This is a genomic window from Mesorhizobium sp. Ca11 (assembly GCF_020165275.1).
In the GTDB taxonomy this organism is placed as follows: domain Bacteria; phylum Pseudomonadota; class Alphaproteobacteria; order Rhizobiales; family Rhizobiaceae; genus Mesorhizobium.
In genome coordinates, this window is the sequence record NZ_JAIUHU010000001.1 from 343,558 (window position 1) to 357,073 (window position 13,516).

Here is a 13,516-nt window from a genome sequence, read left to right on the forward strand (position 1 = left end):
AGGCGCTTTCGGCGTATAGGGATGGGATTGCATCCGGCCATTCCGCATGGCGCCGTGGCGTGGCCTGCCTCCGGTCCAGCGCCATGGGCGGCAACCGATCTTGATTTGACAATTCCTTCTCGCGTGCGGCAGGTCTCGGCGCGAGACATGCAGGACATCAATCACCCTTCCGATGCAGGCAATGAACCGGCGATCAAGCCGGACGCGCCGCTCATGCAGACGCGGCAATCCGCGGGAGACCGCAGGTGGGCAGTGGCGATCATCGCCTCCGGCCTGCTCCATGGCGCCGCCGCGGCAGCGTTTCTGATCGCACCCGCGGGGACATTCGTTTCCGCGGACGCGATCAGGGCCGAGGGCGCCGACCAGTCCGGCGCCAACGTCATCGGCAGCGCCTTGGACGACCAGGCGTCCGGCGCGGTGGATGTTACCCTGGTCCCGGATCCGCAGCCGGTGAAGCGCCAGGCCGCGAAACCCGCTCCGCCGGCCGAGGCGACGCAGCCGGCAAGTGAGCAAGTGGCGCGCCAGCCTCCGCCGGAAGCCGTCAACGAGCCGGCCTCGGATATCCTGGCGGCCGCCGCACCGCGCCAGGATGATCAGAGCGTCCCCACGGGCAGCAAGCCGACGCCCGCGATCGAGCCGCAAAGCACACAAGCGCCCCCTGCCGAGCCTGAGCAATCGCCGGTCCCGAGCACGACATCGAGCGCATCAGCCGCGCCGGCGGGGCCCAGCGAAACCGTTGAACCGCGAGGTACGGCGGATGGCGATACGCGCGACGCGCCGGTCGTCGCCAGCAAGGGCAAGAAACAGGCCGCCGGCAATGCTCTAGAATCCCGCTACAGTGGTGAAATCCAGAAGAAGCTTGCCCGCGCCAACCGTCGCGTTTCCAAATCGATCCAGGCCAAGGCTCGCAACAATGCCAGGGTGGTTTTCGTCGTCGCGGCCGATGGCAGCGTCAGCGACCTGCAGCTCGCAGAAAGTTCAGGGTCCGCCGAGCTCGATCAGTTCGCTTTGACTCTGGTGCGCAAGCAGGCACCGTTCCCTCCCATTCCGCCCGAGACCGGAAAATCGAGCTGGGTGTTCAAGGCGCGGATCGGCCCTTTTTAAAACCTTCGCCATCCCAAGAATTCGTCCATGTCGAAAGGAAGCCGATGTACATCGCCATGAACCGCTTCAAGGTCCAGAACGGCTCGGAAGAAGCCTTCGAGAATGTCTGGAAGAACCGCGATTCAAGCCTCTCCGAAATGCAGGGCTTCAGGGAATTCCACCTGCTGCGCGGGCCGGTCAACGAGACCGAGGGCTATACGCTGTTTGCCTCGCACACGGTCTGGGCAAGCCAGGAGGATTTCGTCGCCTGGACGAAATCGGAAAACTTCCGCGCCGCCCATCGCAACGCCGGCGGCTCGAAGGTTCATTACCTCGGCCACCCGCAGTTCGAAGGCTTTTCGGTAGTCGAGGGCGCCTGAACATGCCTTTGCCAACGAGACTGTTTCGCGCCAGCTAGTTCCTCGACACAGGGATTCTCAAAGTTGTCGGCGGGTCAACCTCGTCATCCCAGGGCGAAGCAGCCGCGAAGCGGCGTCGCGGAGACCCTGGGATCCATTCCGTGACCTTATCGACGGGTGCAGCGGAGCAGAATTCTGCACCGCTGCAACGCTCATATGGAACGGAATGGATCCTCGGGTCTACGCTCGTCGCTTCGCTCCTTGCTCCGCCCGTGGATGACGATGGCGATGAGCGTTCCCGCCAATCGCCTAGGCATGTAACTGCCTACGCAGACATAGCCGACTGGTCAAAATCGCCGTGCTGGGGAACTATGCTGCGGCGAGCAAACTGGCGTTACCACCCGCCGCCGTCGTGTCGACGCAGACCGCGCGTTCATGCGCGTAGGCCGCCGGATTGAGCACTTCGCTGACCAGCGGCACGATCGGCCCGGCGCGCTCGGCAATCACCTTACGCACGATGCGCGCCGCTTCCGGCGTGCCGGAGAAGGCGACGACATCGACCCGCAGCGAACGCGCCTCGACCGGATCGGGCCGGCCGTCGATAGCGGCCAGCGGCAGACCCTTGCCGGTCAGCGCCGATAGCGCCGCCGGCGCGCCCGGCGCCACGGCCAACACCGCATTGCCGGCCGCAAGCGCCTGGATCGTCTGGGAAAGCAGCGTCTCTGCATCCGGGCCTAGACACAGCACTCGGCCACGCGGTGCCAGCGACAGCGTGTTGGCCTCGCCGGTCGGCCCGGGCAGGTCGACCTGGCCGAAATCGAGGCTGGCAGCTGCGGCGATCGCCGCCGCGCCCTTGCCGCGCAGATGCTTCCTCAGGATCGCCACGCGGTCCGGCCGCGTCGACCAGCCGCCCACCGTCGGATCCGGCAGATTGTCGGCAAGCTCGGTCGCGCTCACCTTGTGGCCTTCCCCAACCTCGGTGCCGGCCTCAGGCCCCTTGCGGAAGCGGCGCAGATAATGCGGTCCGCCGGCCTTCGGGCCGGTGCCCGAAAGCCCCTCGCCGCCGAAGGGCTGCGAGCCGACGACGGCGCCGATCTGATTGCGGTTGACATAGATGTTGCCGGCATGGATGCCGTCGACGAAATGCTGGACGCGGCCTTCGATGCGCGTGTGCAAGCCGAAGGTCAGCCCATAGCCCTTGCGGTTGATGGCGGCGATCACCGCGTCGATCTCGTCGGCGTCGAAGGTCGCGACATGCAGCACCGGGCCGAACACCTCGCGCTCCATTTCCTCGATGCCTTTGACGCGGAAGACATGCGGCGCGACGAAACGGCCGGTTGCCGGCGCTTCCAATCTCGCGATCAGCCGGCCTTCCAGCCCCTTCTTCTTGCAATAGTCGCTGATCGAAGCCTGCGCCTCGTCGTCGATGACCGGGCCGACATCGGTCGAAATCAACCAGGGATTGCCGACATTGAGCGCTTCCATCGCGCCCTTCAGCATCTCCAGCATCTTCTTCTCGACGTCCTTCTGGACATAGAGAACGCGCAACGCCGAGCAGCGCTGGCCGGCGCTCTGGAAGGCCGAGGCGAGAATATCGCGCACCGCCTGTTCCGGCAGCGCGGTGGAATCGACGATCATCGCATTCAAGCCGCCCGTTTCGGCGATCAGCATCGCATCCGGCGCAGCGGTCTCGGCCAATTGCTTCTCGATCAGCTTGGCGACCTCGGTCGAGCCGGTGAAGCAGACGCCGGCAATGCGCGGATCGGCCGTCAGTGGCGCACCGACCGAGGCGCCATCGCCCGGCAAAAGCTGAATGACGTCTTCCGGCACGCCGGCCTCGCGAAGCATTTCCACGGCGCGGAAGGCGATCAGCGGCGTCTGCTCGGCCGGCTTCGCGATCACCGAATTGCCGGTGACCAAAGCCGCCGCGATCTGGCCGGTGAAGATCGCCAGCGGAAAATTCCACGGCGAGATGCAGACGATCGCGCCGCGCGCTTGCGTGCCAGCTTCGGCGTTGGCCGCCTCGGCCGCGTAGTAGCGCAGGAAGTCGACCGCCTCGCGCACTTCGGCGACGCCGTCGGCCAGCGATTTGCCGGCCTCGCGGGTGGCGAGAGCGAAGAACTCGACCGCATTGGCCTCGTAGAGGTCGGCGGCGCGATTGAGGATCGCGGCGCGCTCGGCAACCGGACGCTTCGCCCAGGCGGGTTGCGCGTCGACGGCGATGCGCACGGCGGTCGCCACCTGCTTGGCTGCCGCCTCATGCACCGTCCCGACGATCTCGTCGGGCTTGGCCGGATTGACGATCTGGCGCGGCTTGCCGTAGCCGGCGGCGCGCGTGACCGGCTTGGCGTGCCAGCGATCCGCGCCGGCGAACGCCGCCCGCGCCTTGTCGATAGCCGCGAGCGTCACCGGATCGGTGATGTCGAAGCCCTTGGAATTGCGGCGCCCGGCGCCGAAGATCGCGGCCGGGCGCGCGATCGCCGGATTGGCGGCCGGCCCCTGCGTCTCGACCACCGCGAGCGGATCGCGCGCGATCTCCTCGGGCTCGACCTCCTCGTCGGTCAACTGGTGAACGAATGAGGAGTTGGCGCCGTTTTCCAGCAGGCGCCGCACCAGATAGGCGAGCAGGTCCGAATGCGCGCCGACAGGCGCATAGATGCGACAGCGCGTGCCCTCGGCCTGCCGCACCGTCTCGTGCAGCGCCTCGCCCATGCCGTGCAGGCGCTGGAACTCGAAGCTGTCGCGGTCCGTCGCCATCGACAGGATGGCGGCAACCGTGTGCGCGTTATGCGTGGCGAATTGCGGATAGATGCGGTCGGTCATCGACAGCAGCTTCTTCGCGCAGGCGAGATACGAAACATCGGTGTTGGCCTTACGGGTGAAGACCGGATAGCCGGACAGGCCGAGCGTCTGCGCCCGCTTGATCTCGGTGTCCCAATAGGCGCCCTTCACCAGCCGCACCATGATTTTGCGATCGTATTTCCTGGCAAGCGCATAGAGCCAGTCGATGGCGAAAGCCGCCCGCGGGCCATAGGCCTGGACAACGACGCCGAAACCGTCCCAGTCGGCAAGTTCCGGCTCTGCCAGCACGCGTTCGATGACGTCGAGCGACAGGTCCAGCCGGTCGGCCTCCTCGGCATCGATGTTGAGGCCCATGCGCGAATGCCGGGCGGCAAGCGCCAAGGACAGCAGCCGCTCGGCCATCACCGGCAGCATCGTCTCGCGCTGCGCCGCCTCGTAGCGCGGATGCAGTGCCGAGAGCTTGACCGAAATGCCATGATTGTAGCGGATGTCGGGACCGTTCGACCCGGCATCGAGCGAGGAGATCGCATCGGCATAGGCGCGGTGGTAGCGCAGCGCGTCGGCTTCGGTGCGGGCCGCCTCGCCCAACATGTCGAAGGAATAGAGGTAGCCCTTCTGCGTCATCGGCCGCCCGCGCTTGACGGCCTCGGCGATGGTGCGGCCGAGCACGAACTGCTCGCCCATCTCGCGCATTGCCGCGGCGACCGCCTTGCGGATCACCGGCTCCCCCAGCCTGCGCACCATGGCGCGCAGCGTGCCTTCGATGCCGCCCTCGCCTTCGTCGAGCACGCGGCCGGTCAACATCAGCGCCCAGGTCGAGGCGTTGACGAAGATGGAGCTCGAGCCGCCCGAATGCGCCGACCAGTCATGCGGCGCGATCTTGTCGGCGATGAGATCGTCCATCGTCTCGGCATCGGGCACGCGCAGCAGCGCTTCGGCCAGGCACATCAGCGCCACGCCTTCCTTGGTCGACAGGCCGTAGGCCGAGAGAAAGACCTCCATCAGCCTTGGATCGGTGGATCCGCGCACCGCACGCACCAGATCGGCCGCGCGCGCCGAGATCGCCTTGCGCTCTTCGGCTGACAAGCCCGCCGCCGCCGACAGGCGCTTCACCGCCTCGTCTTCGTCGGGCAAATAATTGGCGCGGATCTGCTGGCGGATGGCGTCGAGCGGCATGTCGGGGTCCATGAAAGCGAGCGTGAGCGAACGGTCTGGCGGTCGCCGGACCGAATGGCGCAAGCTAGCACAGCTGCGGATTCCAGTCGGTCTAAAGAAATCGACATGGCAGACTGATCGATCTAACATATAGCGACTAATCCCATCATTTCGACTGCAATTTTGATGACCGAAGACCAATTGGACCGCATTGACCGCAACATCCTGTCCGCGCTCGGGCGCGATGGCCGGCTTTCGATGTCCGAGCTGGCTTTGAAGGTGGGCTTGTCGAAGACGCCGGTGCAGGCGCGCGTGAAGCGGCTGGAGAAGGACGGCTACATAAGAGGCTATCGCGCGGTCATCGACCGCGAGCGCATGGGCGAAGGCCATGTCGCCTTCGTCCAGGTGAAGCTGTCGGACACGCGCTCGGCAGCGCTCGACGCTTTCAACCGCGCTGTTCAGGGCGTGCCGGAGATCGAGCAATGCCACATGATGGCATCGAGCTTCGATTATCTGCTGAAGGTCCGCACCACCGACATCGCCGCCTACCGCCGGGTGCTCGGCGAGCGCATCTCCGCCCTGCCCCACGTTGCCCAGACGTCGACCTTCGTGGCGATGGAGACGGTGAAGGATCGCTAATCAGACAGCGTCTTCAGGAACGCCACCAGCGCGGCCCGCTCGCGCTCGGACAGCTCGAGCGGGTGCACTTCGGAGACGCCTTCCACGCTGGGCGGTGCTTTCAAATAATGCCCCACCACCTCATCGAGCGTCGCGAACTGGCCGGCATGCATGTAGGGCGGTCGACTTGCGGCGCCCCTGAGCGACGGAGTCTTGTAGGCGCGCATGATTTGCGGCCCGTCCTTGACCATGAAGCGCAGCTCGCGGCAGGCGCTCTCGTCGCCGTCGCGGAACTTGCCGAGACAGTTGAAAGGATCGGCCCCAACCTGCGCCACGGCATCGACGCGCCCGCGGTCAGGCGGCAGGCCGTCGACCGGCGGCACGCCGGTGTTGTGGAAGGCGTTGTCGGTGAAGCGCGGGCCGTTGTGGCAGGTCACGCAATTGGCCTTGCCGATGAACAGCTTCAGCCCAAGGACTTCCTCCGGCGAGAATGCCGCGTCCCCTTCCGGCTTGGCGCCGGTCGCCAGATCGATGACGAAGCGGTCGAAGCGCGTCTGCTCAGGCTCGATCGATCGCTCGAAGGCGGCGATCGCCTTGCCGATATTGGCGAAGACGCGGTTGACGTCGTCTTGCCGGCCGGCAGGCATGGCGTTCCACGCCGCCTTCTCGGCATCGCTGCCGAGCGGGGTGGCATTGGCCGGCACGCTGGAAAGGTCCGGCAGCGGTCCGAAGATGCGCTCATAGCGCTCGCCGAACCGCTTCTTGATGTAATGCGCGAAGGCGGCCCGGTTGCCGGCCTGCTCCAGCGGGTTTTCAAGCGGCGTCAGCGCCTGCGCCCACAGGCTGTCGCGCCTGCCGTCCCAGAAGAACCACGGATTGCGAGCCACGCCCGCCAGCGACATAGTACGGCGGTTGGTGTGGCCGACGCCGACCGCCTGCGGCAGGTCGTCCTGGAACTGGCGGTCGATCTTGTGGCAGGTCGAGCAGGACACCGTACCGTCGCGGCTCATGCCGGCATCGAAGAACAGCGTCGAGCCGAGCGCGGCAGCCGCCGGCACATCCGCATACTGGTTCGTGGTGTCGGGTTTCAATGACGGCAGCGTGTTCAGCGCCAGCGACGCGATGGTCTTCTTCTCGGCGTCGCTGAACTGCGGCTCGCCGCAGCCGCCCAGCAAGGCGAGAGCGGCTAAGGCCGAGAGGCTCGCAACGCTGATCAGCCGCCTCATTGCCCGCTCACAACACGATGTTGAAGACGACGGAATCGGAGCCCGCCGCCGCCGAGATACCGAAGTGCAGCTGCCACCAGCCGCTCATCGTGAACTTCACGCCATCGATGCGGTAGCGCCCCTGGCCCAAATAGTCGGTCGCCTGCGGACTGGTCGGCAGGCCGTGATCGTGCCGCGGCATCCCGCCGGAAACGGTGATGGCCGCTCCTTCCACCGGCGCGCCGGCGGCGGTCTTCAGCGTCAGCAGCCAGGACTGCAGCTCGCCCTGCCGGACGACGCCGCGCTCCGGCTCGAAGCTCGCGACGAACAGGCCGTTCGCCGTCTTCTTCGAGCGCGACAGGTCCGGTCCGGGCGCCGATTGCGGCAGCGTCAGATAGATGGCGGCCACGATGCCGACCAGCAGCACGGCCAGACCGAGACCCGCAAGAATGTAACGCCATATCGATGCCAAGCCCGTTCCTCTTCGGCTGCTAACGTCGCGGGCCGCTTGTCGCGTCCCGCCCTGCCTGTGGGAAATCGCTTCTGGCGCAAAATTCGCCGGTAGCCAAGCATGGCGCTGCCGGCCGCAAAAAGCTACAGCAACAATATCTTAGGAAGGGATAAGCCCGCATGGCCAATGGTATCGCATCGATCGGCGAATGCATGCTGGAACTGTCGGGCCAGGCCGGCCCGAACTGGCGCATGGGTTTTGCCGGCGATACCTTCAACACGCTCTGGGCATTGCACGCCTTGAGCCCGGAACGGCCGGCGACCTATGTGACGGCCTTCGGCGACGATCCATTCTCGCGCGACCAGATCGCTTTCTTCGATCAGAACGGCATCGGCGTGGGCAACAGTCCAGTCATTGCCGGCGCACGCCCCGGCCTTTACGCCATAACGCTTACAGGAGCCGAGCGCGCCTTCACCTACTGGCGAAGCGACGCGGCCGCGCGCCAGCTCGCCTCGGATCCGGCAGCACTGGCAAAAAGCCTTGAAAACCAGGCGCTTGTCTATTTTTCCGGAATCACCCTGGCAATTCTGGACGCGGCGGCGCGCCAAACCCTCCTCTCGGCCGTGGCGACTGCCCGCAAGGCCGGCTCGCTCGTCGCCTTCGACCCGAACTACCGGCCGCGTCTGTGGTCGAGCCGCGAGGCGGCGCAGGCCGCGATCCTGGAAGCGCTTGCGGTGGCCGACATTGCGCTGCCGACTTTTCCGGACGAGCAGATGCTGTTCGGCGATGAGACCCCGGAGGTCACAGCCAAGCGCCTGGGCAAGCTGACCGGCGAGGTCGTGGTCAAGAATGGCGAGCAGCCGGCCCTGATTGCGCTGAACGGCGCTTCACAAGCTGTCGACGCGGTGCATGTGGCTGCCCCCGTCGATACCACGGGGGCCGGCGATTCCTTCAACGGCGGCTATCTCGCCGCCCGGCTTGCCGGCCATGCGCCCGCCGCCGCCGCTCGCCGCGCGCACAAAGTCGCTGCCGCGGTGGTGCAGGTTCGCGGCGCGTTGGCTCCATTCGAGACGTTGAGAGCTGCATTCGACAGTTAAACAGCATCGAAGCTTAGGCAGCAATCACTTCAATACTGTAAAACCTTAAGGCAGACGGAACCGGTACTCCGTCACCTGATGATAGATCTGCCCCGGCCACAGCGTCGCCTGCGGGAAATAAGGCCGGTTCGGCGCGTCCGGCCATGTCTGCGCTTCGAGGCAGAGGCCTGAAAACGCCTTGTAGCGGCGGCCGTCGAGCCCCGGCGATGTCGGCGCGACGAACTGACCGCTATAGAGCTGCAGTCCCGGTTCGGTGGTCCAGACCTCCATCTCGACGCCGGAATTGGCGCCTTGCACCCAGGCAGCCTGGTGCAGCGGCCCGCGGCTGGAGGCCAGGCAGTAATTCAGGTCGTAGCGAAGCTGCTCGCCTTCCATTTCCATGCGCAGCGGCCGTGCCTGCCGGAAATCGTACGGTGTGCCGTCGACCGGCGTCACCGCGCCGGTCGGGATCATCTCGTCATCGACCGGCGTGTAGGCGCCGGCGTTGAGCATCAGCCGGTGATCGAGGATATCGCCGGCGCCGCCATCGTCGAGATTGAAATAGGAATGCTGCGCGAGGTTGCAGAGCGTCGGCTCCTCGCAGTTCGCGGTCAGCTCCATGCTGAGGGTGCCTGGGATCTTCAGCCGATACGTGCAGGTGACGTCGAGCGCGCCGGGAAAGCCCATCGCGCCGTCCGGATCGTGCAGCGTCAGCGTTACGAAATCGCGGCCATGCAGCGAGACGGCCCATGGCCGGCGGAAAAAGCCTTCCGAGCCGCCATGCAGCGTGTGCTTGCCGAGAAAATTCTGCTCGGTCTGGAAGCGGTTGCCGGCGATGGTGAAGCGGCCGCCGCCGATGCGGTTGGCGAAGCGGCCGACGACGGCGCCAAAGAAGGCACGGTCGGTCTCGTAGGGCTCGAATCGGTCGTAGCCAAGCACCAGCGGCGCGTCATGGCCGCTCAGCCTGAGGTCCTGAATGATGGCGCCGAGCCCGATGATGTTGGCCGTGATGCCGCCGCCGCGGATGGTGAAGCGGCGCACGGCCTCGCCCGCCTGCGTCGTGCCGAAGACCTCGCCGTCTTTCATCGCCATGCCCGAAATGTCATTACCGAACCGATCCGTGGATTTAGGCCGGCTGCGTATCATCCGGCAAGCGCAGGCTAAAGCAATTCCAGGAAAAGTGCGCAGCGGCTTTGCGCCAAGACAAGGCGATAGAGCAGTCCACCGTTGTCTGAGACGGTGGACTGCTGGGCGCGCCTGCCCCTGTTCCGGGGATCGATATCAGAGCCCGAGGCCGCCGAAGCAGGCATATTTGGTGTCGAGATAGTCCTCGATGCCCTGATGCCCGCCTTCGCGGCCGAGACCGGATTCCTTGACCCCGCCGAACGGCGCCTCGGGCGTGGTGATCAGGCCTTCATTGACGCCGACCATGCCGTATTTCAGGCCTTCCATGACACGGAAGGCGCGGCCGAGATCGCCGGTGTAGAAATAAGCGGCAAGGCCGAACTCGGTGTCGTTGGCCAGCGCGATCGCCTCTTCCTCGGTCTCGAACTTGAACACCGGCGCGATCGGCCCAAAAATCTCTTCCTTCATGAAGCGCATGTTCGGCGTGGCGCCAGAAATCACCGTCGGCTGGAAGAACGAACCGCCGAGCGCATGGCGCTTGCCGCCGGCGACGACCTTGCCGCCCTTCGACGTCGCATCGGCGATGAATTCCTCGACCTTCTCGACCGCTTTCTCGTCGATAAGCGGCCCCTGCTGCACGCCTTCCTCGAGGCCCGAGCCGACCTTGAGGTTGTTGCTGGCGGCAGCCAGCTTCTCGACGAATTTGTCATAGATGCCCGCCTGCACCAGGAAGCGGTTGGTGCACACGCAGGTCTGGCCGGAATTGCGGTATTTGGCCGTGATGGCGCCGGCAACCGCGCGATCGACATCGGCGTCGTCGAAGACCAGGAACGGCGCGTTGCCGCCAAGCTCCATCGACACTTTCTTGACCGTCGCGGCCGATTTCTGGATCAGGATCTTGCCGACCTCGGTTGAGCCGGTGAAGGTGATCTTCTTGACCAGCGGGTTGGCGCAGATCTCGTCGCCGATCTCGCCGGCCGAACCGGTGACAACGTTGACGACGCCTTTCGGGAAACCGACCTCCTCGACAAGCGCGCCCCAGGCGAGGCCCGAGTAAGGCGTCTGCGAGGCGGGCTTGACCACCGCGGTGCAGCCGGCGGCCAAAGCCGGGCCGATCTTGCGGGCGAGCATCGAGGACGGGAAATTCCACGGCGTAATGGCGGCGATGACCCCGACCGGCTCCTTGGTCACCAGGATGCGGCGGTCGCCCCATGGCGACGGAACGATGTCGCCATAGACGCGGCGGCCTTCCTCGGCGAACCAGAGGATATAGCTGGCGGCAGAGCCGATCTCGCCTTTGGATTCGGTGAGCGACTTGCCCTGCTCGATGGTCAAGAGCTCGGCCAGCACATCCTGATTGTCCATCATCGCGTCATGCAGCTTGCGCAGCAGCTTCGAGCGCTCGAGCGCGGTGGTCTTGCGCCAGCTCTTGAAGGCTTCCTCTGCGGCCTCGATCGCACGGCGGGTCTCGGCCTTGCCGGCCTTAGGCACGGTGCCGATCTTGAGGCCCGTCGCCGGATTGTTGACGTCGATGGTCTGGCCGCTGTCGGCCTGCACCCATTCACCATTGATGAGGTTGGCCTGGCGCATGAAATGGCTGGTTTTCTGAAGCATGGTCTGGCCTCCGTTCGGCGCGCTGATCGGCCGTTTTTCTGGATATCCGTTGAAGCGTGCTTCAAGAGCCGCACGCCGGCGCATTGCTCTTACCTAGGGAAAGGCGGGCAAGCAATCACAAGATGGCATATAGGGGTTGGGCCAGCAAAAGCGAGCCGCCTTCACGGCTCTATCCGAAGACGTGGATCACCACCGTCAGCCAGAACGAGGTGGTTACCACCGCGCTTGCGGTGGCAAGCGTCATCTGGTTCGAGGCCAGCGCCTGGCCGGTGTTGAACTGGACGGCGATCAGATAGGAGTTGATGCCCGAAGGCAGTGCCGCAACCACCACCGCGACCTTGGCCGTCAGCGGCGGCAGGCCGAGCAGCCAGACGAAGGCCAGCACCAGCGCCGGCATCACGAACAGTTTCAGCACCGACAGCGCCAGCGCCGGCCTGATATTGCCGGAGATGCCGAAGCGGCGCAGGCTGAGCCCCATGGCGAACAGCGCCACCGGACCGGCCGTGTCCGCGAGCGTATTGACCAACCGTTCGACCAGGTCCGGCAGCGGCGCGCCGGTGAGGCGCCAGGCGAGTCCCACCAGGATGCCGATGATCAGCGGATTGAGGAACAGGCGCCTGAGGAAGTTTTTGACGACGCGTAGCGGATGCACCGTCTCGCCGCTGCCGCGCCCGAACATCTCGAACAGCACGATCGAGGCCATCATCATGATCGGCAGGTGGACCGACACCAGCAGCGACAGCACCTCGAAGCCGCTGGCGCCGAATATGCCGAGGACGAAGGGCGCGCCGAGCAGCACCACATTGGAATAAGCCGAGGAAACGCCGCCGACGATGCCCGCGCGTGCATCTCGCTTGAAAACGCGCGTCATCATCAGATGGCCCGTGGTCCAGGTGATGGCGGCGGCCGCAAAATAGGCGCCCCACAGCGACCAGGGCGTTACGCCATGGAAATCCGATTTGACCATGGTCCGGAAGAGCAGCAGTGGCATCGCCACGCTGACGGCGAATTCCGAAATGCCCTCCCCGCTCGCCGGCTTCAGATAGAAGGTGAGCCCGGTCAGATAGCCGAGCGCCACAAGGCTGAAGACGAAGAGAACGGTTTCGGTAAGCGGAGTCATTTCTTTGGCGGAGACATTTTTCCCGTGATAGGCGGGCCCTGACTGCGGTGCAATCGCACCGAACGGAACGGCGCTCCATTTGCTCTGCTGCCCCGCTGCTTGTCTTTCGGCCTGCTTTGCGGTCCCTATATGCCAATCACCACCTTGCCTTTGCGGGCTGCCATAGGACTTCCGATGCTGCGACTTGCCCTGGCGCTCTTCCTGCTTGCCGTTCCCACCCTGGCCCACGCGACCGATGCGGGCTGGGCGTTGCTGCGCGACGGCGGCCATGTCGTTCTGCTTCGCCATGCCTTCGTCACCGGAGCTGCCGACCCGGCCAATTTCGACATCGGTAATTGCGCCACGCAGCTCAACCTGTCGGAGCGCGGCAAGCAGCAGGCAAGCCGCATCGGCGCGCTGTTCGCGGCGCGCTCGGCGCCGATCGATCACGTGCTCTCCAGCCGCTACTGCCGTTGCCTTGATACTGCCCGCATCGCTTTCGAATCCGAGCCGCAGCGCTTCGCGCCGCTCGACCTGCTGAAAACCGACCCGGCCGAAAAGGCCGCGCAAATGGCCGCGATCATGAAGGAGATCCGTGGCTATTCCGGCTCCGATAATCTGGTGCTGGTCACGCATGTGGAAAACATCGAGGCGCTCACCGGCGTAGCGCCGCGCGAGGGCGAGGCCGTGGTGGTGGCGCCGGACGGTGATGGTCTCAAGGTGCTGGGACGGGTCACGTTCTAAGACGCCGCGCCCGCCGGTGTTGCCGAAATGCAACTCCCGGGAGAAGCCGCAAATCCGCCGCGACAATGCCGCTTGCGACAACCCGTCGCAGGGTCTATAGGCGCGCTCCCGGTCACGAAAACCGAAGCGAGCACAACGGTTGGAGCTTTCGTCTCCGCCCGCGCAGCCGGCTCTGCCGCGCTGTG

11 protein-coding genes are annotated in these 13,516 nt (G+C 65.4%); 5 read left to right on the top strand and 6 right to left on the bottom strand.

The genetic code is table 11. The annotated features are described in order from the left end of the window. The first annotated feature begins 147 nt into the window (after window positions 1-147). Complete coding sequence (locus LB538_RS01705; protein ID WP_224560492.1) at window positions 148-1,104, top strand: energy transducer TonB; 957 nt, start codon at window positions 148-150, stop codon at window positions 1,102-1,104. A gap of 44 nt (window positions 1,105-1,148) precedes the next feature. Next, the gene (locus LB538_RS01710; protein WP_095764976.1) at window positions 1,149-1,463 is read left to right on the top strand and encodes an antibiotic biosynthesis monooxygenase family protein; all 315 of its coding nucleotides are present in this window, start codon (window positions 1,149-1,151) and stop codon (window positions 1,461-1,463) included. Window positions 1,464-1,811: 348 nt separating this feature from the next. Here LB538_RS01710 and putA read toward each other — a convergent pair whose 3' ends face one another. After that, window positions 1,812-5,420 carry a bifunctional proline dehydrogenase/L-glutamate gamma-semialdehyde dehydrogenase PutA gene (gene putA / locus LB538_RS01715; RefSeq protein ID WP_224522655.1) on the bottom strand — a complete coding sequence of 1,203 codons (3,609 nt, stop codon included), beginning with the start codon at window positions 5,418-5,420 and terminating at the stop codon, window positions 1,812-1,814. 165 nt (window positions 5,421-5,585) lie between these two features. Here putA and LB538_RS01720 point away from each other — a divergent pair, with 165 nt between their 5' ends. After that, complete coding sequence (locus tag LB538_RS01720; protein WP_040981793.1) at window positions 5,586-6,038, top strand: Lrp/AsnC family transcriptional regulator; 453 nt, start codon at window positions 5,586-5,588, stop codon at window positions 6,036-6,038. Here the strand turns inward: LB538_RS01720 and LB538_RS01725 are convergent. Continuing rightward, window positions 6,035-7,243 carry a cytochrome-c peroxidase gene (locus tag LB538_RS01725; RefSeq protein WP_224522656.1) on the bottom strand — a complete coding sequence of 403 codons (1,209 nt, stop codon included), beginning with the start codon at window positions 7,241-7,243 and terminating at the stop codon, window positions 6,035-6,037. The genes LB538_RS01720 and LB538_RS01725 overlap by 4 nt on opposite strands. A gap of 7 nt (window positions 7,244-7,250) precedes the next feature. Continuing rightward, window positions 7,251-7,694 carry a FixH family protein gene (locus LB538_RS01730; protein ID WP_224522657.1) on the bottom strand — a complete coding sequence of 148 codons (444 nt, stop codon included), beginning with the start codon at window positions 7,692-7,694 and terminating at the stop codon, window positions 7,251-7,253. Between the two features lie 158 nt (window positions 7,695-7,852). Between LB538_RS01730 and LB538_RS01735 the strand changes: the two genes are divergently transcribed. Next, window positions 7,853-8,770 (top strand): sugar kinase, encoded by a 918-nt coding sequence (locus LB538_RS01735; protein ID WP_224522658.1) that lies wholly within the window; start codon window positions 7,853-7,855, stop codon window positions 8,768-8,770. Window positions 8,771-8,815: 45 nt separating this feature from the next. Here the strand turns inward: LB538_RS01735 and LB538_RS01740 are convergent, their stop codons facing one another. The 3 genes from LB538_RS01740 to LB538_RS01750 all read right to left on the bottom strand — a co-directional run bounded on the left by LB538_RS01740 (window position 8,816) and on the right by LB538_RS01750 (window position 12,608). After that, window positions 8,816-9,841: an aldose epimerase family protein gene (locus LB538_RS01740; RefSeq protein WP_224522659.1), complete on the bottom strand. Its 1,026-nt coding sequence runs from the start codon at window positions 9,839-9,841 to the stop codon at window positions 8,816-8,818. 189 nt (window positions 9,842-10,030) lie between these two features. After that, entirely contained in the window at window positions 10,031-11,488 is a 1,458-nt protein-coding gene (locus LB538_RS01745; RefSeq protein ID WP_224522660.1) for an NAD-dependent succinate-semialdehyde dehydrogenase, read from the bottom strand. A gap of 169 nt (window positions 11,489-11,657) precedes the next feature. Continuing rightward, window positions 11,658-12,608 carry an AEC family transporter gene (locus LB538_RS01750; RefSeq protein ID WP_095764971.1) on the bottom strand — a complete coding sequence of 317 codons (951 nt, stop codon included), beginning with the start codon at window positions 12,606-12,608 and terminating at the stop codon, window positions 11,658-11,660. A gap of 174 nt (window positions 12,609-12,782) precedes the next feature. On the opposite strand from LB538_RS01750, the gene LB538_RS01755 reads away from it, so the two are divergent. After that, window positions 12,783-13,331 (top strand): histidine phosphatase family protein, encoded by a 549-nt coding sequence (locus LB538_RS01755; protein WP_224522661.1) that lies wholly within the window; start codon window positions 12,783-12,785, stop codon window positions 13,329-13,331. Window positions 13,332-13,516 lie beyond the last annotated feature (185 nt).